The organism is Corynebacterium sp. HMSC28B08 (assembly GCF_001806865.1).
GTDB lineage: Bacteria > Actinomycetota > Actinomycetes > Mycobacteriales > Mycobacteriaceae > Corynebacterium > Corynebacterium auriscanis.
Map to the genome: position 1 here is coordinate 19,186 of NZ_KV786173.1, position 21,349 is coordinate 40,534.

17 protein-coding genes are annotated in these 21,349 nt (G+C 58.3%); 9 read left to right on the forward strand and 8 right to left on the reverse strand.

What is annotated here, in order from left to right:
- Nucleotides 1-228: 228 nt before the first annotated feature.
- Nucleotides 229-5,202, forward strand: a complete 4,974-nt coding sequence (locus HMPREF3098_RS08120) for a DEAD/DEAH box helicase (protein ID WP_070434727.1) — start codon at nucleotides 229-231, stop codon at nucleotides 5,200-5,202.
- A 107-nt stretch (nucleotides 5,203-5,309) separates the two neighbouring features.
- Here the strand turns inward: HMPREF3098_RS08120 and HMPREF3098_RS08125 are convergent, their stop codons facing one another.
- Nucleotides 5,310-5,906 (reverse strand): pyroglutamyl-peptidase I family protein, encoded by a 597-nt coding sequence (locus HMPREF3098_RS08125; protein ID WP_070434728.1) that lies wholly within the window; start codon nucleotides 5,904-5,906, stop codon nucleotides 5,310-5,312.
- Nucleotides 5,907-6,180: 274 nt separating this feature from the next.
- Here HMPREF3098_RS08125 and HMPREF3098_RS08130 point away from each other — a divergent pair, with 274 nt between their 5' ends.
- Nucleotides 6,181-7,146: a CPBP family intramembrane glutamic endopeptidase gene (locus HMPREF3098_RS08130; RefSeq protein WP_070434729.1), complete on the forward strand. Its 966-nt coding sequence runs from the start codon at nucleotides 6,181-6,183 to the stop codon at nucleotides 7,144-7,146.
- A gap of 93 nt (nucleotides 7,147-7,239) precedes the next feature.
- On the opposite strand, the gene HMPREF3098_RS08135 is transcribed toward HMPREF3098_RS08130, so the two are convergent.
- The 3 genes from HMPREF3098_RS08135 to HMPREF3098_RS08145 all read right to left on the reverse strand — a co-directional run bounded on the left by HMPREF3098_RS08135 (nucleotide 7,240) and on the right by HMPREF3098_RS08145 (nucleotide 9,444).
- A complete protein-coding gene (locus HMPREF3098_RS08135; RefSeq protein WP_070434802.1) occupies nucleotides 7,240-7,935 on the reverse strand; it encodes a PAQR family membrane homeostasis protein TrhA in 696 nt (231 codons plus the stop codon).
- Between the two features lie 61 nt (nucleotides 7,936-7,996).
- Nucleotides 7,997-9,013 (reverse strand): NADP-dependent oxidoreductase, encoded by a 1,017-nt coding sequence (locus HMPREF3098_RS08140; protein WP_070434730.1) that lies wholly within the window; start codon nucleotides 9,011-9,013, stop codon nucleotides 7,997-7,999.
- Nucleotides 9,010-9,444 (reverse strand): Rrf2 family transcriptional regulator, encoded by a 435-nt coding sequence (locus HMPREF3098_RS08145; protein ID WP_070434731.1) that lies wholly within the window; start codon nucleotides 9,442-9,444, stop codon nucleotides 9,010-9,012. Before HMPREF3098_RS08145 ends, HMPREF3098_RS08140 begins: the two co-directional genes overlap by 4 nt.
- Before the next feature lie 323 nt (nucleotides 9,445-9,767).
- Between HMPREF3098_RS08145 and HMPREF3098_RS08150 the strand changes: the two genes are divergently transcribed.
- On the forward strand, nucleotides 9,768-10,304 hold the full coding sequence (locus HMPREF3098_RS08150) for a cysteine hydrolase family protein (protein WP_070434732.1): 537 nt from the start codon (nucleotides 9,768-9,770) through the stop codon (nucleotides 10,302-10,304).
- Between the two features lie 8 nt (nucleotides 10,305-10,312).
- On the opposite strand, the gene HMPREF3098_RS08155 is transcribed toward HMPREF3098_RS08150, so the two are convergent.
- Nucleotides 10,313-11,638 (reverse strand): glutaminase, encoded by a 1,326-nt coding sequence (locus tag HMPREF3098_RS08155; RefSeq protein WP_083284352.1) that lies wholly within the window; start codon nucleotides 11,636-11,638, stop codon nucleotides 10,313-10,315.
- 101 nt (nucleotides 11,639-11,739) lie between these two features.
- Nucleotides 11,740-12,261 carry a methylated-DNA--[protein]-cysteine S-methyltransferase gene (locus HMPREF3098_RS08160; protein WP_246815899.1) on the reverse strand — a complete coding sequence of 174 codons (522 nt, stop codon included), beginning with the start codon at nucleotides 12,259-12,261 and terminating at the stop codon, nucleotides 11,740-11,742.
- 22 nt (nucleotides 12,262-12,283) lie between these two features.
- On the opposite strand from HMPREF3098_RS08160, the gene HMPREF3098_RS08165 reads away from it, so the two are divergent.
- From HMPREF3098_RS08165 to HMPREF3098_RS08180, 4 genes are all read left to right on the forward strand, one after another.
- Nucleotides 12,284-13,258, forward strand: a complete 975-nt coding sequence (locus HMPREF3098_RS08165; protein WP_070434733.1) for an ABC transporter substrate-binding protein — start codon at nucleotides 12,284-12,286, stop codon at nucleotides 13,256-13,258.
- Complete coding sequence (locus HMPREF3098_RS08170; RefSeq protein ID WP_070434734.1) at nucleotides 13,255-14,187, forward strand: amino acid ABC transporter permease; 933 nt, start codon at nucleotides 13,255-13,257, stop codon at nucleotides 14,185-14,187. The genes HMPREF3098_RS08165 and HMPREF3098_RS08170 overlap by 4 nt, the downstream gene beginning before the upstream one ends.
- Nucleotides 14,188-14,309: 122 nt before the next feature.
- Nucleotides 14,310-15,062: an amino acid ABC transporter ATP-binding protein gene (locus tag HMPREF3098_RS08175; protein WP_070434805.1), complete on the forward strand. Its 753-nt coding sequence runs from the start codon at nucleotides 14,310-14,312 to the stop codon at nucleotides 15,060-15,062.
- A gap of 358 nt (nucleotides 15,063-15,420) precedes the next feature.
- Entirely contained in the window at nucleotides 15,421-16,905 is a 1,485-nt protein-coding gene (locus HMPREF3098_RS08180) for an HNH endonuclease signature motif containing protein (protein WP_210385962.1), read from the forward strand.
- On the opposite strand, the gene HMPREF3098_RS08185 is transcribed toward HMPREF3098_RS08180, so the two are convergent.
- Nucleotides 16,902-17,276 (reverse strand): hypothetical protein, encoded by a 375-nt coding sequence (locus HMPREF3098_RS08185; RefSeq protein ID WP_070434735.1) that lies wholly within the window; start codon nucleotides 17,274-17,276, stop codon nucleotides 16,902-16,904. The genes HMPREF3098_RS08180 and HMPREF3098_RS08185 overlap by 4 nt on opposite strands.
- 36 nt (nucleotides 17,277-17,312) lie before the next feature.
- On the opposite strand from HMPREF3098_RS08185, the gene HMPREF3098_RS08190 reads away from it, so the two are divergent.
- Together HMPREF3098_RS08190 and HMPREF3098_RS08195 are read left to right on the forward strand one after the other, a co-directional pair.
- A complete protein-coding gene (locus tag HMPREF3098_RS08190; protein ID WP_070434736.1) occupies nucleotides 17,313-18,671 on the forward strand; it encodes a DUF4921 family protein in 1,359 nt (452 codons plus the stop codon).
- A gap of 55 nt (nucleotides 18,672-18,726) precedes the next feature.
- On the forward strand, nucleotides 18,727-19,932 hold the full coding sequence (locus tag HMPREF3098_RS08195) for an amidohydrolase (RefSeq protein ID WP_083284354.1): 1,206 nt from the start codon (nucleotides 18,727-18,729) through the stop codon (nucleotides 19,930-19,932).
- On the opposite strand, the gene pyk is transcribed toward HMPREF3098_RS08195, so the two are convergent.
- Nucleotides 19,929-21,347, reverse strand: a complete 1,419-nt coding sequence (gene pyk, locus HMPREF3098_RS08200) for a pyruvate kinase (protein WP_070434738.1) — start codon at nucleotides 21,345-21,347, stop codon at nucleotides 19,929-19,931. The genes HMPREF3098_RS08195 and pyk overlap by 4 nt on opposite strands.
- Between the last annotated feature and the right edge of the window lie 2 nt (nucleotides 21,348-21,349).

The following is a 21,349-nucleotide window of genomic DNA, read 5'->3' on the forward strand; positions in this document are numbered from 1 at the left end:
CCCAACTACTTTTTTGATCTGACGCCCCGCGCCAATCCCAGGACCTCGTTCTCGGTTTGTTCCTACGGTTACTTTAAAGGCGATCTGCGACACTCCCTTTCGTGTTCGATAAATTCGTTCGAACGTCTAGCCCCTCTTGGGTGGCGACCGCATCCACGGTCCCCCCAGTTTCGTGTTTTATTGCAGTCAGTCGGCCGTGAGGGAATGTGTGCAGGCATAATTTCCCTCATGGCAACGTTCACTGAAGTTCTCACTCAACTCCGCGATAATCAACCGCAAGCGAAGTACGGAATCGCTTTCGAGAAACTGATGGTCAACTTCTTTAGAACGGCCCCCACTTTGGCCGAGCAGTTCGACGAGGTGTGCCGGTGGAAGGACTGGCGGTACAACGGGGGCAAAGCAGATACGGGCATTGATCTGGTAGCACGACGGGCAGATGATCACCGCTGGGTCGCCATTCAGGCGAAGTTCTACAAACCCACCACGAGTATTCAAAAACAACACATCGACTCGTTTTTCGAGGCTTCCGGTAAGTCCTTCGAGACTGAGAACGGCCGTGAACACTTCGCACATCGCTACATCATCTCCACGACCGATCGATGGTCAGCGAACGCGGAAGATGCCCTGGCTAACCAAATGATCGAAACCAGCCGCATTGGCATGGCAGACATCGCCAATGCGCCCGTGAATTGGGATGTTGCATTCCCTGGTTCCGAGATTCAAATCAATCTGTCGAAGAAGAAAGCCTTCGAGCCCCGTAAGCACCAAACTGAAGCTATCGAAAAAGTCCTCAAGGGTTTCGAAAACCGCGACCGCGGCAAGCTGATCATGGCGTGCGGTACAGGTAAAACATTCACCGCATTGCGCTTGGCGGAGCAGTTCGCCGCGGCTCGCGGTGACCGCGCTCGAGTCCTGTTCCTTGTCCCTTCCATCGCGTTGCTGTCTCAGACCCTGCGGGAGTGGACTGCGCAGGCGACGGTCGAACTACGTAGTTTCGCTGTGTGTTCAGATACTAAAGCCGGCAAAGCTGCTGAGGACATTGCGCCATACGATTTGGAAGTTCCCGTTTCAACCAATGGCGACATGATCACTGAAGCATTCTCCATTGGTAAGCGTGCTAAGGGGCTACACGTTGTGTTCTCCACGTACCAATCACTGGGTGCGGTCCATGATGCCCAGCAGAAGGGGCTGGAGCCTTTCGATTTGGTGATCTGCGATGAGGCCCACCGCACGACAGGCGTGACTCTTGCCGGTGAGGATGCCTCCGCTTTCGTACGCATCCACGATGCCGAATACATCCAAGCCGACAAGCGCCTGTACATGACCGCGACTCCGCGGCTTTTCGATGAGTCAGTGAAGGGCAAAGCCAAGGAACACTCCGCCGAGCTTGCCTCTATGGATGACGAAGCAGTTTTCGGTCCTGAATTCCACCGGTTGGGCTTTGGGGAGGCCGTCGACAAGGGATTGCTGACGGACTACAAGGTACTCGTGATGACGGTGGACGAGGGCGTCGCCGCCGAAGTAATGGCCCAGGCCGATGGCCAGACAGTCAATCTAACGACGGCTTCGGCGATGATCGGCGCTTGGACTGCGCTGGCGAAACGGTCCGGCGGTTTGCAGGGAACGAAGGCTGGGTTTGAAAAGGGCGCCAAGCCGATGCTGCGGACGGTTGCTTTCGCGAAGGACATTCGGGCCTCGAAGCAGATCGCGGAATCTTTCCCGGTTCTGATTCGCTCCTACCAGAACGTGTTGATGCAAAACTCTGCTTTGAATCACGTGGATTTGCATAACGTGAACGTGGACGTTGCTGCTCAACACGTAGACGGCACGATGAACGCGATGCAGCGGTCGTCTCGGATTTCGTGGCTGGAAGCCGACATTGAAGGTGACGAAACGCGAGTACTAACTAATGCTCGCTGCCTGTCCGAGGGTGTGGACGTTCCTGGGCTGGATTCGGTTATTTTCTTCAACCCACGTAATTCCATGGTGGATGTGGTGCAATCCGTGGGGCGTGTAATGCGCAAGGCCGATGGCAAGGACTACGGTTACATCATTTTGCCCGTTGCGGTTCCGCCCAATGTGAGCCCTTCACAAGCGCTGAACGACAATGCTCGGTTCAAGGTGGTGTGGCAGATCCTCAACGCGCTGCGTGCGCATGACGATCGTTTCAACGCGAAGGTCAATTCCATCGCGATGAATGAAGGGGATGCAAGCGAGCTGCCCCTGGTAGTGAATCCGGTTCCAAACCCTAAGGACTTGCTCAACGGCGATGATTCACGCCGCGTGGATCCCGATGCTACCGAGGCCGGACAGCGTGACCTCGCGCAACAGTTCGCCTTGTTCTCCCTGGAGAAATGGCAAGAGGCCATGCATGTGAAGCTGGTCGATAAGGTGGGGACCCGCACGTACTGGGAGGATTGGGCCGATGATGTTGCCAAGATCGCCCAGGCGCAAATTACGCGAATCACTGCGCTGGTCGATGGTGCGAACCCCTCACTGCGTAAGGAATTCGACCGCTTTGTGGAAGGGCTTCGCGGCAACCTCAATGATTCAATCACGGATGCCGAAGCCATCAGTATGCTGTCCCAGCACCTGATCACCGCCCCGGTATTCGATGCGCTCTTTGAGGGGCACAACTTCACCGAGCACAACCCAGTTGCGCAAGTGATGCAGCGCATGACGATGGTGCTGGAGAAGGAAGATCTGGATACTGAAACCGAATCGTTGGAAAAGTTCTACGATTCGGTGCGTGTGCGGGCCTCGGAGGTGAATAGCGCTTCTGGCAAGCAGCAAGTGATTAAGGAACTTTACGAGCGCTTCTTCCAGAAGGCGTTCAGGAAGCAGGCCGAAGCCCTTGGGATTGTGTACACCCCGGTGGAGATCGTGGACTTCATCCTTCGCGCTGCCGATGATGTTTCGCGGAAGCACTTCGGCAAGGGGCTGACCGATGAAGGAGTGTGTATCCTTGACCCCTTCGCTGGCACTTCCACGTTCACCGTCCGTTTGCTGCAATCAGGTCTAATTAAGCCGGAAGACTTGGCCCGCAAGTACGCGAATGAGCTTTTCGCTACGGAGATCATGTTGCTGGCTTACTACGTTTCTGCGGTGAACATCGAGACCACTTATAACGCGCTGCGGGCTGAAGAAGCGAAGCGCAACGGCGATCCGGAGCCGGGGTATGTCCCATTCAGCAACATCGCTTTGGCCGACACCTTCCAGATTCACGAAGAAGGCGACATCGCTGACCTGCAAATCTTCCGCGAGAACAATGAGACCATTGAACGGCAGAGGAAAGCCCCAATCAATGTAGTGATCGGCAATCCGCCTTACTCCGCTGGTCAGAAGTCTGCCAACGATTTGAACGCGAACCTCAAGTATCCAACGCTCGATAAAAAGATTGCGGAAACCTACGCAGCCCGGTCCACCGCAACCAACAAGAATTCGCTCTACGACTCCTACTTGCGCGCCTTTCGATGGGCCACCGACCGCATTGGAGACCAAGGTGTGGTCGCCTTCGTATCCAACGGTGGTTGGATCGATGGCAACACCGGCGACGGCGTGCGGCTTTCCATGGCCGAGGACTTCACGGATCTGTACGTGTTTAACCTGCGGGGTAACGCACGCACTGCCGGCGAACAACGGCGAATGGAAGGCGGGAACGTCTTCGACTCCGGATCTCGTACGAACGTGACCATCACCATCGGAATCAAGGATCCAAACAAATCAGGTTTCCAGCTGCATTACCGCGATATCGGCGATTACCTCACCGCGGATGAAAAACTCCACATCGTCGACACCTCCACTATCGAGACCATCGAGTGGCAAGCCATCACCCCAAATAAGGAAGGCGACTGGGTCAATCAGCGCTCCGAAGACTTCGCTACCTGGCCGGTAATCGGCGAGAAGAAAGGAAACTCGACTAAATTCTTCACAACTTTCTCTCGTGGGCTTTCGACTGCTCGGGATGCATGGGCGTACGCCCAGACGGAGGATCAGCTTCTTGATCAGCTCTCCCGACTGACGGATACCTACGCTGACGCAACGACCGCCCTTCACCACTGGTTCGACGACGAGCAGGTCACGAAGCCAAGCGAAGCAGATGTCACGACTTTCCTGCGACGCAATCCTCAGTTCGCGGACCCTAAGAAAATTTCGTGGAACCGTACGTTGAAAAACTACGCGGTGAAAAAGACTGACATAACTGTAAAGCCCGGGCGAGTTTATAAGTCGTTATACAGGCCGTTCGCTAGGCAAAGCGCATATTTCGAGCAGACTCTGAACGACATGGTCTACCAACTCCCGTCAATGTTCCCGACCCCGGCGCATCACAACATCGGCATTCTGGCTTCGGCAGCAGCCGCTTCAGCGCCGTTCACGTGCAATGCGACTTATCTCATCCCAGATCTTGTCGCAGTTGCGGGTGCCGGCAATCCAGGCCAATTCTTCCCCCGCTTCACCTGGGCTCTTATCGATGCGGATGGCGGGTTGTTCGGGCAGGGGGACGTCGCCCAACGAAGTTCCGAAACCAGCCAGTACGGCGAGATTGCTGAGGTCGTCGACGGATATGTGCGCGTGGATAACATCACCGATGAGATCAAGAAAATCTACCGCGATGCGCTCGGTGCGGAGATCACGGGCGACGACATCTTCCACTTCGTGTACGGCAAGCTGCACGATCCGGAGTACCGATCGAAGTACGCGGCGGATCTAAAGAAGATGCTTCCCCACATTGACACGCCATCGTTGCGGGCAGAATTCGATAAGTTCGCCGCCGCGGGGGCCGAACTGATGGCTCTGCACGTCAACTACGAAGACGTGGAACCGTGGCCACTGAACGTACAAGTGAAGGGAGACGAATCCGATCGGGAAACCTGGCGCGTGACCAAGATGCGCTGGGCAAAACGCAAGGATCCCGAAACCGGTAAGAGCATAAGCGATGTCACCAAGCTGATCTACAGCCCGATGGTGACCATCACTGGAATCCCCGCAGAAGCCGATGAGTACATGCTCGGCTCTCGCAGCGCGCTGGCGTGGATCATTGACCGTTACCAGGTGAAGAAGGACAAGGCCTCCGGCATCGTCAACGACCCGAACGATTGGGCCGATGAAGTAGACAACCCGCGCTACATCGTCGATCTCATCGGTCGAGTAGCCCGGGTGGCAATGGAAACCAACAGGATCGTCAAGAGCCTTAGCTCGTAGCGGTGCCGGCGAACCCCTCTCGCTACAACGTACAAACGTCAGACAACTCCCGCCTGGGACAGCGGGAGGCACCTCACAACGCTGTTCTTGACGGGATTCAGTCAGCGTTAGACATCCGTCAGCAACTGGCGAATGTAGTCCGCGATGGCTTGCGCGTCCTGGGCAGTGTGCGGATCGTTTTCATCGCGTGAGGGGACGTGAATGAATCCGGCGTGGCGCACCTTTCCGGTTTCGTAGAATCCGAGGTTGGTGTACAACGCGGCGTTGCACAAATACTTTCCCGCATCATGGCTCAGGCCAATCCGTGCACCGTGTTCGCGAACGGCCCGCTGCACGCGGGTCATCTCCTCCGGGGCATTCCTCGTCGCCGGCCCTCCGTCGACGACGGGCCCTTCGCCGGGCGTGCCGTGGATGTCGTCTTTGTGCCGTTCATTCTTGGCAACCAATTCCACGAGCGGTTCGGTCACATCGGGGCGCTCGCCCAAACTGATGATCGCATCCGGGTGGTAGCCATCGACCAGTGCATTCAAGTTCTGCGCGAACGTCGTCCAACTGGTTTCGATTTCTCGATAGATGACCCGCACGCCGACCTGTTCCAGCAAGGTAGCCGCGTGCCGGCCAACCTCCATCGAGGAATTGTGCTCGCGCACGAAAGGTCCATACGCGGTGAGCACCACAGTGCACGCAGCTTGGCTTTCATTCATTGTGCCGAATTCCCTTTCCAATCTTTGGGAAGTTCTCCAACGAAACACGGTCAACACACTTGACGATGCAACGCGGTGCCCATCTTGGCATCCCACGCCAAGCCCAATCTATCGCGCCCCCGGCGGATTTAAATCTATTGAGTACACAATCAGCACTCGCTCGCGAACAGCGCCGCAGGCCCTCCCAATATCAGCCCTTAGATCTACACCGCCGCCCCACAATCACCCACTCGGACGATACCTCCGTACCCCACCGGCATACACAATAGAAGCCATGAACTCTTCCAACCATTTCCCCGCGCCTCATCAACCGGCTGCCAGGGAAGAAACCCCATATCACCGCGCGGCCCTCTTCTACCCGCGCCTCCAGCCGCGCCCGCAGGGCCAGGCCCACGCGCGCCGCCGCCCCATCAGGGCGCTCGTCTTCGCACTGATTCTAAGCTTCGTCGCGCAAATCCCCGTCTTTATAGCTGCAACGCTCGCGGCCGCCCTCGTAGGTACAGACGTGGACACGACCGTCCTCTCCGAGGATCCCAACAACGCCACATCCAACATCGTCCTGCTCCTATCGCTGGCCTCGATGGTTCCGGTATGTTTCGTTGCCGCGCGCATCGCGGGCTACCAATCCAGATTCCTACTCTCCATTGTGGGGCGAATGAGGTGGGGCATCGTTGGCGTCGCCGCAGGAATAGCCCTCGCTGTCGCTGTAGTGGGTCAGGTCATTGTCTACGCGTCCGGCGAAGGCCTAGAACCCCGCACCCCGGAACACCAGGACGTCATTCTCTTCGCCGCTGTGATCGCACTCGTGCCCTTCCAAGCGGCCGCGGAGGAAATCTTCGCGCGCGGTTTCCTGCCACAAATTTTTGGCTGCTGGTTTAAGTCCCCCTGGGTCGCCTACTTACCCGGCGCGTTGCTGTGGATCTCCTTGCACGGTTACAACTCTTGGGGCACGGTCGCCATCGCGTACTCGGCGATTCTGTACGCGGTGCTGGTGCACAAGACCGGTGGCCTCGAGGCCGTCATCGCCATTCACACGATCAACAACTACCTCGCCTTCGCGCAGCCGGTGTTCTCGGTCGTCGAAGATCCGAACGCCATCCCGTGGGAGGCAGCGTTGTTCGACATGGCAGGCACAACCCTTATCGTCGTACTGGTTTACTTCTGCGTCCGTAGGTTTGTTTCTATTCCGACGCCACCCCGACCACACCCAGTATCCCCTCAACCCCAACAAATGCTATAACGCATTTGTCCTGAAAACATTCAGAGCCTCGGGAAGATGAACCACTGACTTAATCCCAGTACCCACCCCGTTGCACCGTTATCCCCGGAACCCCTAAACCACAATCATCCACACCGCCACCAAATGCAGCACTGCGGCCACAATGGTGAGTGTGTGGAAATGCTCGTGGTATCCGTAGATGCTGGCGTTCCGGCCAGGCCATTTGAAGCCATACACAACCGCGCCAACGGAGTAGGCCACGCCACCGAGAAACAGCAGCCAAATAACCGTATGGTCCACGGAGCGGGTCAGTGCTGGCAGCAGTGGGACGATGCTCCATCCCAGAACCAGGTACACAACCACGTCCAACCAGCGCGGGTGATTGATCCACACCATATTCAGGACTACACCCAAGATTGCACCAGCCCAGACCGCGGCCAGCATCCATATGGAATACGGCGGATCCAGTAGAATCACGCACATCGGTGTGTACGTTGCGGCGATGAATACCGCGATCATTGCGTGGTCAGCGCGCCGCCACCACCTGACCGTTTCGGGGGACTTCCACGGCCAGCGGTGATACAAGCCCGAGACCGCGAAAAGGGAAATGAGCCCCGCGCAGTAGACACTCACGCTAACGGCTTCGCGCCACGCGAGTGTCATCCACGCAATAGTCATGAGAACTGCTGACGCTATTGCCGCCAAGAACGCCGCAACGAGGTGGGCCCAGCCTCTAGTTACTGGGCGCGGGCCACGATCTGCCATGAAGTAAGTCCGCTGAATGGTAGACACCCAACTGAGGTTACGCATGACCAGATGCATTTTCCATCGGTGTTTAACGTGGAAATAACCGACAACCCTAACGCGGGGCCTAGGTTCTGGTTCTACCTGCTACGGTGATCACTGTCTTACCCCGGGAATTACCGGAATCTACCTTCCTCAGAGCACGGTTTACTTCAGCCAGGGGGTAAACCTGATCGATAGACGGTTTGATCCGCTGAGTTGCCAGAAGATCAGCAACGTCCCGCAGCTGTGCCCCACTAGGTTCAACGAAGATGAAATCGTAGGTAACCCCATGGCGCTCCGCCATGCGGTCGAGTTTTCGACCCGCCAAGCCGAACAGAACCCGCTTCGGTTTCGAAAAACCCATGCGCCGCGCAAAAGCACCGTTGGGCATCCCCCGCAAAGAAACGAGATGACCTCCGGGTTTTAGAATGCCCATTTGTTTTTCAGTCTCTTCGCCACCGAGGGTATCGAGCACATAATCAATGTTGCTCAGTTCAATGCTGTAATCCTCGGTCTTGTAATCTAGGAAGCTGTCCGCGCCCAGCGCGATCACCCGATCCTTATTCGCCGCCGAGCCGTTGGTATAAACCATCAGTCCCCGCGCCTTTGCAATCGGAATGGCCATCGACCCCACACCACCGGTACCACCCGAGATGAAAATCGATTCACCGGGTTCCGGTTCCATCAGGGCCAACGCTTGAGTGATCGTCAAACCGGTCAGGGGCACTGCTGCAGCCTCAATATCGTTCAAATAATCGGGCACATGCGCCAGCGCGGTGTAGTCAACAGCAACGTATTCAGCAAAACCCCCAATACTGCCCAGTGGTAGGCGCGCGAAAACGCGGTCGCCAATTTTTAACCCAGCCGCGTTTGAATCAATGGCGTCAATGATCCCGACAACTTCATTCCCTGCAATCTGCGGCAACCGATAGGGGGTAATCAATTTAACTTCCCCTCGAGTGATCATGTTGTCGAGTGGATTTACACCGGCGGCGAGCACCCGGAGAACCGCTTGCCCTTCTCTAAGCTCGGGTTTTGGAACTTCTTTTAGTTCGAGTTCAATGCTGTTTTTGGTGTATTTCGTTAGCTGCGCGGATTTCATTGATTTCCTTTAGGTGTTGAGCTGGCACTGCGGTAAAGGGCGCTGATCAGCCCAGCCAAGGATTGGCCCTGGAGTACCGCAGCCAGTTGATCCCCCAAACCTACAAATGCTGCTGCGAGAACTGCTCCTATGTGCTGGCCTATCGGGCACTCTGGATTTGGATCCTGGTGAACATGAAGCATTTTCTTGCCCGGATACACCGCGTTATAGACCTCTGCCAGTGTGATCAATTCTTTAGGCTTGGCCAGTGCGAATCCGGCCTTGCCCTGCCTACTTTCGACGAGGCCGGATTGCTTCAACAGTGCGGTGAGTTTGCGCACATGGCTTGCATTGGTACCGATACTTTCTGCCAAGGCCTGCGAACTCGCCGTGCCTGGAGTTTCGGAGATATATACCAGCGCATGGAGAGCTTGAGCGAACCGTGTGTCCACAAAACTCCCTACTTGTATTCAAATTGGATACAAGTTTAGGCGCTATCGCGCACTATCACAACCGGCCCTGGTACAGCCACTGACATCGGTGACAGTGAAACCGAGGGCGCCGTACGTCTTTGCGATAGCAGTGGGCAGCCGAGTGCCTTCCGCTGAGACTGCATCCTGATCCATCAAAACCCAGAGCACGATGAACGATCACCCCTCCGCCACAAACGTAACCCCAGCGAACTAATGCCCGAACTGCAGTAATTCGCGCGATCCAATGTGGACGTATGCTGTTACGTGACATGACAAGAAGATTCTAAAGGAGGCTTCACCCCATGCACGCACTTATTGTCGTAGACGCCCAAAAGGGCATCCTGTCTTGGTCACCAGCCGAGGTTGTGGATCCGTTCGTCGCTGATATCAGGGCCCTCGCCAACGCATTCCACCAGGCCCAGTTGCCCGTTGTCTGGGTCCACGCCACGGGCCTGCCCGCTGGCGAGGTGGATAACCCCATCCCCGAACCCGAGCAGCTGCCCGAGGACTTCGCTGAACTCGATGACCGTCTACCCGTTGAGCCCTCCGATATTCACATCTACAAGCAGCGCACGTGGAGTGCGTTTACCAAGTCCGATCTGGCGGACCAACTGCGCGCACTCGGTGTGGATACCGTTGCCCTCGTGGGTGGCGCCACCGGCGCAGGGGTGGAATCCTCCGCCCGCAGCGCCTACGACGAGGGCTTCAACGTCCTAGCCGTCCGGGACATCCTGCACGATCCCAACCCGGCGCGCCACGAGCACGCGCTCACCCACGACGTCCCCAGCTTCGGCAAGGTGGTCACTGCGGCTGAGCTGCGGGAGCGCATCGCTGGCTAACCCCGCCGCTACACCCCGTCACCGGCCAAGTAGGCGTCCTTGAGTTTGAGCCACCCTTCGGGGTCCTCAATCCTCACCTCGTAGCCTTCTTCGCGCAATTGCTCGATCCCGTTATTCAACATGCGACAGCCCACGGGGTTCACACCGTCCACGCGGGTCATATCGAACACCAACTTCTTGTGCTTGAGTTCATGCTCGGAAAGCGTGCGGTACAGGCGCTCCCCGCCAATGAAGTCGATATCGCCCTGCAAACGGACGATCGTCTCATCCGTGTGCGAGTCCTCGGTGAGGCTACGCACACTGGCCCGGCCACGCGGATCCGGCGCCATAAGGTGCAACCCCATGTCGTTGCTCAATCGCTGGAACACGCGCACTCCACGCACGCTGTTGCCGTGTTCGTCCAACTTCGGAGAAAACGAACTCAACCCCAGTTGCCCAGGCAGTGTGCCCAGCACACCACCGGCCACACCGGATTTCGCGGGGATGCCCACGCGCGCCATCCAGCGCCCCGCTGCGTTGTACATTCCAGCCGAAGCCATCACCGATTGCACCTGGCGCGCCACCGACTGGTCCATCACGCGCCGGCCCGTCAGGGGTTGCACCCCACCGGAGGCCAGTGTGGCTCCCATGACGGCAAGGTCCCGGACAGTCACCAGAATCGAACATTGCTGCACGTAGCTGTTGACGGCATCCTCAGCTTGATCCTGAATGATGTTGTAGCTGCGCAGCATGTGTGCCAGCGCTAGGTTGCGGTCGGACGATTCCATTTCGGATTCCGCGGTCTTTTTATCTAACGTCAGTTCCCGCCCGGCCAGTTGATTCATAAAGCCGTGGATCTTTGCCACGCGATCATCCACCGTCGATTCTGATCCATTAATGAGCTGGTTGACGGTAATCGCGCCCGCATTAATCATGGGGTTGACCGGCCGGTTGGTATCGCCTTCTAAGCTTAACTCGTTAAAGGCCTCTCCCGATGGCTCCATACCGACCACCTTCACCAACTCGTCGATACCGTGCTCCTGCAAGGCCAACGCATACACAAACGGCTTCGAAATGGACTGGATCGTGAATTCAACTTGATCGGCTGCCACGCCGGCGTCGTTAAAAGTACCCCCAAGGGCCGCCGAGTAGATTCGGCCATCCAAGGTACAAAGTGCGGTGGCAAAGGGCTCGGGATCGGCATCGCGCAATGCAGAAATGTATTGGGCAGTCTGCCCCTCGGAGTTATCGGCATTGTCCTTCATGATGTGGTTAAGATAATCGCTGATTATCCCCTCCTTCACCAGCTTGTGCTCGGGGGTGTTGAGCTGCACGCGGTTGAGCAGATCAGTCATCAGTGCTTGGCCTTCCTCTTTTTCTAGTTCTGTCTCTGGTTCTGTCTCTAGCTTTATCAGGTGCAGGCAGGCCGGTTCCGTACGAGAGCCAGCGCCAAGATTCAATACCCTGAGTGCCCTTCAATGTGCAAGAGCTTGCGCTTTCTTTCCAACCCGCCAGCGTAACCAGTGATCTTGCCACCTGCACCCACCACCCGGTGACATCCCACGACAATAGAGATCGGGTTGCGCCCCACCGCTTGCCCCACTGCCCGCGATGCCCCCGGCCGCCCAATTTCCCGCGCGATCTGCCCATACGTCGTTAGCTCACCGAATCCCACCTGCGCTACCTGCCACCACACGGCCTTCTGCAGTTCGGTGCTGGGTAGCTGAGCCAGCGCCTCTGGGCTATGGGTAATTGCTGTTGGCACGCTAAACTGTCTCAGCCCGCCGTCAAAGTAGCGCTGTAGTTCTTTTTGTAACGACGCCACCACGGCCCCACCCCGCCCCACCTGTTCAATTGGGCCTTCGAATCGTGTAGCCACGTGCTCCGGGTACCACAATCCGGTGAGTAGATCCGCGCTTGTGGTAGCAATCATGCGACCGAGCGGTGTGGAAACTTCCGCGATACTAATATTTTTCACTTATTCGTATACACTTTCCCGTATGTCTAAAAGTAAGCTCCGCGTTGCAGCTCAGGCGCTATCTGCGCTGATGCTAGCAAGCACACTCGGGGCGTGCGTGACCAACGAAGAAACTGGGAACCCCGAGGGCTGGCAGCAGACCCTGCCAGCGAAAGATCCCGAACTCGCGCAGCTCGTACCCAAGGAAATCGCAAGCCGTGGCACCGTCAGCGCCGCTACCAATACCCCCTACGCGCCCAACGAGTTTAAGGACTCCAAAGGCAGAATCATCGGCGTAGAGATGGACCTGGTAAAAGCCGCGGGCGCCGTACTGGGCTTGGACGTGCAACCCCGCCAGATGGATTTCTCGCTCATCCTGCCAGCAATTTCTGCCGGCTCGATCGATATGGGAGCGTCCGCCTTCACCGATACTGAGGAACGCCAGAAAAACTACGACTTCGTGGATTTCCTCAATGCCGGTGTGGCGTGGGCGACCCAGCCCGGAAATGAAGGCAACGTCGATCCCAATAACGCCTGTGGCATGACCGTGGCCGTACAAAAGGGAACGTATTCCGATACCGATGAGGTTCAGGGCAAATCCGACGAGTGCGTGAAGCAAGGCAAACCCGCCATCACCAAGTTGGTCTACGCCACCGCCGATGCCGCTGCCACCGCTACCATCTTGAAACGTGCGGAAGCCTACAGCTCGGACTCCCCCGTCATCAGCTACGCCATCAAACGCTCTAACGGGCGCCTAGCCCAAGCCGGGGAAGCCTTCGATACCGCCCCATTCGGATGGGCCTTCAAAAAGGGTTCCCCACTGGCACCGGCCATGGCTGCGGCACTCAAGAAACTCATTGCGGACGGCACATACACAAAGATTCTCACCCCATGGGGACTCGAGGATACCGCCGTCAAAGAGGTCACGATCAACCTGAAGCTGATAGCCACGCGAAGCGAGCGGCGTCGGAACACAAAGGTCGTAAGCACCCAACCAGGAGGAGCTAAGCAACAATGAAGAATAAAACACACCCCTCCGAGATCCAGGCAGTACCACTGAAACACCCATGGCGTTGGGTCGCAGCCGTCGTGCTGCTGGCCCTGCTGGTGTGGTTCGTCATTGGCGCTGCGACCAATGATGCATACCACTGGGATACATACTTCAAGTACGTTCTGGATACGCGCGTAGCAGTGGCCGCGGTGCGCACGATTGCATTGACTGTGTTCTCCATGCTGATCGGCGTAATCCTGGGGGCCATCGTGGCGGTCCTGCGCATGTCGCCGAACCCGGTGCTGCAATCAGTGGCGTGGCTGTACCTGTGGATCTTCCGTGGCACACCAATCTATGTGCAGCTGGTGTTCTGGGGACTACTCGGGTCGCTGTACCAATCCATCAGCGTGGGATTCGCCGAGATTGACCTACAGGCATTCTTGACCAACATGTTCCTGCTGGCAGTGGTAGGCCTGGGCCTGAATGAGGCCGCCTACATGGCAGAAATCGTCCGCGCTGGTATCCAAGCGGTACCCGAGGGACAATCGGAGGCATCCAAGGCACTGGGCATGACGTGGTGGCAGAACATGCGCCGCACCGTATTGCCACAGGCGATGCGCATCATCATCCCACCGACAGGCAACGAGTTCATCAGCCTACTAAAGACCACCTCCCTGGTCATCGCCATTCCCTACGCAGGCGAGCTCTACGGGCGCACCACCGACATTTCCAACAACCTGTTCCTGCCCGTCCCGCTGTTGCTGGTTGCAGCCACGTGGTACCTGGTTATCACCAGCCTGCTGATGGTCGGCCAGTACTTCCTGGAGCGATACTTCTCTCGCGGTTCGTCGCGGCAGCTCACCGGGCGCCAGTTAGCTGCTTTAGCCGACGCCGAAGGCATCCCACCACGCAATGTCACGGTGGACGATGCCAATGGAAGCGCGGGAACGAGGTAATGGCGATGACGGGCAAGCACGAGGGGGCGTCAACACCCCAAAAGACCAACCAAGAGAAAGCGGAACTGAGCGTGAATGGAGATAGTAGTGCGGGTGCGGCCAGCCGTGCGGGCGGGTCCCCGATGATCAATATCCGAGACCTGTGGAAGCGTTACGGGCGCATCGAGGTACTCAAGGGCATCGATCTGCAGGTACCCACGGGGACGGTGACGTGTCTCATCGGGCCAAGTGGTTCCGGTAAGTCCACGTTGCTGCGGTGCGTTAACCACCTGGAAAAGCCCACGGCCGGGCGCATTGAAGTCGACGGCGAATTGATCGGCTACCGCGAGAAGAACGGCACGCTATACGAGATTTCCGAGAAGGACGCCGCGAAACAGCGCGTTGATATCGGTATGGTGTTCCAGCACTTCAACCTATTCACGCACCGGACCGTGCTGGAGAACATCATCGAGGCGCCCATACAGGTGCGGGGCGAATCCCGGGATGCGGCAGAGGCCTATGCTCGCCAGCTGCTGGAGCGCGTGGGATTGGCACACAAGGCGGCGGCGTACCCCGTGCAGCTTTCTGGCGGTCAGCAGCAGCGCGTGGCGATTGCGCGTGCGCTGGCGATGCGACCGAAGTTGATGCTCTTTGACGAGCCCACGAGCGCCTTGGACCCCGAGCTCGTAGGTGAGGTGCTGGGAGTGATGCGGGACCTAGCCAACGACGGCATGACGATGCTGGTCGTGACCCACGAGATGGGCTTCGCCCGCGAAGTTGCCGACACGGTAGCGTTCATGGATGCCGGTGTAATTCAGGAGATCGGCCCGGCCACGGAGGTCATCGGCAACCCCCAAAACCCGCGGACGCAGGAGTTTCTGTCTAGCATTCTGTAGGTTTTTAGAGTGGGCTCAGGTGGCCGGCGGGCAGGGTGCGCGGCCGGCGGGCAGGGTGTTTTTGGGGGTGGCCGGCTGGGTTGCGTGGCCAATGGGCAGAGTTCGCGGCCAGTCGGTAGGGTATTCAGCCCGCGGGTAGTTTTTTTGGGGGCACCCTCGCAGCTCGCTTCACACCCTCGCAGCTCGTTTCACACCACTGCGGCTCGTTTCACACCACTGCGGCTCGTTTCAATACCCTCTGCTCCCAATTCCCCGCACCTTAAAAATGTCTAAAAAAGTTTCGCCGGGCTATTGACGTAAGGCGAATGGGTGTTCTAAAATATGGTTAGTTTAAGAAAAGGGCGAACCATCAGGGGAAATGATGTTTCAAGGGGAACCACACGACCACCAACCTCACAACAACCACGAACTACCGGCAGAACAAGCTGCTGACGGCTTTAATCCACACGATCACCCAGAATCGAATGGAACCGCCTGCTCCCCTGCTGACGTGGGAAAACCTACCGAAAACGGTGGCAACCAACCAGAACCACACAAGGAATTAGAACAGCAATACGAATTAGATATCGACTGCCCCCGCACCGCCGAGGACGCTCCCGAATGCTCTTGTGAACCGTCTTGGAGAGTGTTGGATCCAAAAGATCCGCTGAGTCAGACCTTCGTGCAGATCAACAAGCTGCACCTCCAAGCCGTACGGATGGCCTGCCCCAGTGAGGACGACTACATTCCTGACCACAACACCCGCATCTACTCGCGCGCCGGCCTGACAAACTACCGCGCCGACCAGCTCGCGACCATCGGCCTTACCCTGCGGCGCTTCCCCCTCGTTGCCGCCATGTTCGACGAGGGCGCCTTCTGCCTTCAACTCATGCACCGCATCTGCGAACACCTTGAGGTTGTACGCGCCGAGCGCCGCCACCTAATCGACGCCGCCACGGTCGAACTACTTCAACCCACCCGTAGGAATCAAGCGATGCGCACGTTGCGATGGATTGACCTCAAACTCACAGAACTGATCGATGAGCTGGACCCCATTTCGCGCCCCATTCCGGAAGAGGATCCAGACGAGGACGCGCCAACGCCAGCGGACGACTATGAAAGTGGCGCGGGCAGCTTTCACGTGGACGACCGCAGTGAATACAACACCACCTTCACGTTCACAGTGGGCAAACTCGAGGGCATCGAGATTTTGCGTGCCGTACGCAATGCCGCCAAAGTTCACGGAATCACCCAAGGAGCTGCGCTGCTGGAGCTCATCCGAGGCAACATCGACGCCGAGGTCGTGCTTCACCTATTCCAGAACACGGGCGGGCTCCCACTCGATAAGGTATTCGGCGAAGGCCACTGGTTGGCAAACGCGGCCAGCCAGCACTGGCTGACCCGCATTACGCACCTCGCGGGGGCCGGGGAGGCGTCGAATGAAAGCTACCACCCCACCGCCACCGTGAAAGCCAACGTGATCGGCCGAGACGCACACTGCCGATTCCCCGGCTGCGACGTTCCGGCACATAGATGCCAGGTTGACCACGTGAAACGATACGATCACGACAACCCAGCCGACGGAGGACCGACGGCTACCGCGAACTTGCATCTACTCTGTGGCAAACACCACCGACTGAAAACAGCCGGCAACTGGGATGCAACCATCCACAGCGATGCTTCCGAGACCTGGACCAGCCACGGCGACGGGCACGTGATAGTAACAACACCCGATGGGCCACTGGGCCGGCCGACCTTTAAACACCGTGCGGTCGAACGGGTCCGGGTGACGAATGAATACAACACACAGAGACTGCGCAACAAAGCAATGCGAAAGAAAGCAATGCAGGAAGGGGCGGGTTAGGGTTGCACCTCCACATGCCACGGCACTCGCGGGCGGCCCGCGTCGTCCTGGACTTGCCGTAGCAGGGGTTCTGCCGGAGGTTTCTCGTCGTAGGTTGTCAACAACTGGGCGAAAAGCATGGTTACGTGAGACAGCGACCCCAGCTCGTTATGCGTGACGACCACGCGAATGGTGGCGGGTTCGGCTTGGGCGGAATCATCGGAGAAATCCTCCGACCAGATACGCGCCAACTCAGGATCGTAGGAACCAGAGGCGACGGTAACCTCCGCACCCAGCGCACCCTCAGTGGCATTCACAAGAGAATTGAAATCCTGGACGATGGCCTTGCGCTCGTCCGCGGGCGACAGGATTCGAAAAACGATGGTAGGCATACCTCTCAGTTTTACACGGCACGCTACTATCGAATTGTGATTGGTTCGCATTCTCCCCGCCCCGCACCAGTGCCGCCGCTAACCACCTTGCCCGACGGCACCATCAAGCAGGTCAACCCCTTCTCCGGCACCGAGGTCTGGACAGTGCCCGGCCGCGCCAACCGCCCCATCGCGGAGCACCGGCCAGAACCGCAGGACATCGCCGACCGCGATGCCACGACCGCATTTGGACTGAAGCGCAAACTCGAAACCCCACCTGAGAAATCCCGCCTCATTGTGGATGCCGACGGCCAAGCCCGCATCCTCCGCGGGCTCAAGCCCAGCGAACTAGAGGAGACCACTCCTCTATTCCGCCGCGTGGCCAACCTCTTCGAGATCCTCACCTACGACTACTGGAACCTCAACTACGGCTACCGATCCAGCCCCGCTGCAGCCATGCACATGGCCGAATACCTCAAGGAGGAAGCCGGCCAGGACCACGTGGAGAAAATCCTGCGCACTAAGTGGGCCGCTACAGGTCGTCCTGCCGAAGCGATCGACGCGCTCTTCTCCCCGGCCACCCGCATGCAAACCCTCAATGAACAGGGCATCGGACTGTTCGCCGGTGGGCACGACGTCATCATCGCCCGAGACCACTTCGTCCCGGGCGCAACCTCCACCGACCAACTAGCGAGCTCCGGCAGTATGGACTGGCAAACGCACCGCCACTTCTTCGCGTTCACCGTCGACGGCATGGATCAGCTGTACCGGGCCAACCGCTACGTCCGTTACGTGGCAGCATTCCAAAACTGGCTTTCCCCCGCCGGTGCCAGCTTCGATCACCTCCACAAACAACTGGTCGCCATTGACGAGCACGGTCTGCAGAATGAAACCGAGATCGCGCAGGTCCGCAGCAACCCCAACATGTACAACGAGTGGGCGGTGGACTACGCGGCGCGGCACAACCTCATCATCGCGGAAAACGAGCACGCCATCGCCTTTGCCGGCTTCGGTCACCGGTGGCCAACGTTGGAGGTCTTCTCCAAGTCCGGTACGACGGAACCGTGGCTTATGTCCGACGCCGAAAGGGATGCCGTGTCCGATCTTGTGCACGCATGCCATGTGGCATCCGGCCCACACATCGCCTGCAATGAAGAGTGGATGCACCGCCCCCTGGATGTTGACGTTCCGATGCCGTGGCGAATCCTAATCAAATGGCGCGTATCCACGATGGCTGGCTTCGAGGGTGGCACGAAAATCTACATCAACACGATCACCCCCGCGCAACTGAAGGATCGGGTGCTCACGGCCCTCCAGAAAGCCCAGGGAGAAGATCGCCTAGCACCGGGAATCTCCTTGGGAGAAGACTGCGCGATGCGGCCGAACTCGTTGAAGTACAACCCAGCTATTAGGTAAACCGCCAGGAATCAGGCCGCCAGGAATCAAGCTACAAAGAGTAGGAGAAACCCCCATCAACCCCACAGAACTCGCAACCCAGCACGGTGTGGATTTGTCGTGGCAGCAGGGCTGCTATGAATGGCTGCACGCGCACCCCGAGCTGTCGCTGCAGGAGCAAGAAACGGCAGCATTTATTGCACAAAAGCTTGCCGAATTCGACTGTGACGTCACCACCGGCATCGGAGGCCACGGCATCGTGGCCATCTTCCGCAATGGTCATGCGCCCGAGGGCAAGACCATCCTCATGCGTGCGGACTTCGACGCCCTCCCCGTCACCGAGGACACGGGACTGCCGTATTCCTCCACCAATGAAGGCGTGATGCACGCATGTGGCCACGACATGCACACCTCTGCGCTACTGGGGGTATGCGCAGTCATGGATGCCCGCCGGGATGCATGGGAAGGTACTTTCATTGCCCTGTTCCAACCCGCCGAGGAAGTCACCCGTGGTGCGGGAATGATGATCGAAGACGGGTTGGCGGACAAGATCCCCACCCCAGATGTCTGCCTAGGCCAGCACATCGTAGCCGGACCGGTAGGCACCGTCATGTCCGCCCCCGGCCCTGTGCTGGCGGCATGCGACACAATCACGATCACCCTGTTCGGCAAATCTGCCCACGGATCGCAACCCCATGAATCACTAGATCCAACCTTCCTCGCTGCGATGATCGTGGTCCGGCTGCAAGGCATCGTCGGACGAGAGGTCTCCCCGGAAGACTTCGCGGTCATCACGGTAGGCACGCTCAGCTCGGGGAACACCAACAACACCATCCCCGATCACGCGAAGCTGGTGCTGAACTGTCGGTTCTACGATACGGGAGTGCGCGACAAAACCTACAAAGCTATCGAGCGCGTGATCCGCGGCGAATGCTATGCCTCCGGTTGCGAACGCGACCCCATCATCGAATACTCCGCGCACGGGGAGCTGACCGATAACGACCAAGATGTCTTTGACAAGGTCCGCCCGCATTTCGACGCCACCTTCGGCGAAAAATCAGTCACGGCTGAGCGCTGGACGGCCTCAGAGGACTTTTCCGAAATCCCCCGCCACTTTGGGGTCCCGTATTTGTTCTGGACGGTGGGCGTCACAAATGAAAAAACCTGGAACAGTGGCAACGTCCCTGGCAACCACAGCCCGCACTTTGCGCCGGCCCCGGGAACACTAGAAGCCGCCACGAAAGCCGGTATCACGGCGGTGGCGGCCTACCTGGCGCACTAGCGCTTGTGCTCCTGCCCCAGCAGGTGCACCTGAATCATGTTGGTGTTGCCGGAGATTCCCGGAGGGGATCCCGCCACGACAACCATCATGTCGTCATGCTTGTACTCGGCCATGCCCAGCAAGGCCTGATCGACAGCGGCCATCATTTCGTCAGTGGTGGAAACATCGTCGGTCAGGAAGGTCTCCACACCCCATGTCAACGCCAACTGCGAACGCACCGCCTGGAACGGCGTGAACACCAGCAACGGCAGGCGCGAACGCAGACGAGCCACTCGCTTGGCGGTATCACCCGAGGACGTAAACGCCACGAGGGCACGCGCATTTAGTCGCTCGCCGATGTCCTTCGCCGCATAGGAGATGACGCCCCGCCGAGTGCGCGGACGGTGGGTCAGCGGTGGGACCTCTCCATCGACCTCGGCCGCAGAGACAATGCGCGCCATCGTTTCGACGGTGGTGATGGGGTGCTTGCCCACCGAGGTCTCTCCGGACAGCATGACGGCATCGGCGCCATCCAACACCGCGTTAGCAACGTCGGAGGCCTCCGCACGAGTGGGGCGAGAGTTCTCGATCATGGAATCCAGCATCTGCGTGGCCACAATGACGGGCTTAGCGTTCTCGCGCGCGATCTGAATGGCACGCTTTTGAACTAGCGGAACTTCCTCCAAAGGAACCTCCACACCGAGGTCACCGCGGGCGACCATGACGGCATCAAACGCTAGGATGATTGGCTCGAGGGATTCAACGGCCTCGGGCTTCTCCAACTTCGCAATAACCGGCACGCGCCGGCCAACCTCGTCCATGATTTCGCGGACGAGCTCAACATCGGAGGGGGAACGAACGAAAGAAAGCGCAATGAAATCCACGCCCAGCTTGAGGGCGAAGCGCAGGTCCTCACGGTCCTTTTCGCTCAGGGCTGGGGTGGAGATATTCATGCCGGGCAGTGACACGCCCTTGTTGTTGGAGACGGGGCCGCCTTCAACGACCTCGCAGACCACGTCATTGCCGTCGACTTCCTTGCAGACGAGGGCGACCTTGCCATCGTCGACAAGCAGGCGGTCACCGGGACGAGCATCGTGGGCCAAGCCCTTGTACGTGGTCGACACGCGGTCGTGGGTGCCCTGTACGTCGTCGACTGTAATTCGGACGGTCTCGCCCGTAGCCCAGACAGTTGCGCCTTCAGCGAAGCGCCCGAGGCGAATCTTGGGACCTTGGAGATCAGCGAGAACGCCGACTGCGTTACCGGTTTCGTCGGTGGCCTCGCGCACCCACTTATAGTTCTGCTCGTGGTCAGCGTGCTCACCGTGGGAGAAATTCAGGCGGGCAACATTCATGCCCGCATTGACGAGGCCCGTGATGCCTTCTTTCGAGGCAACTGCGGGACCGAGGGTACATACGATCTTCGTTCTTCTATCCACGC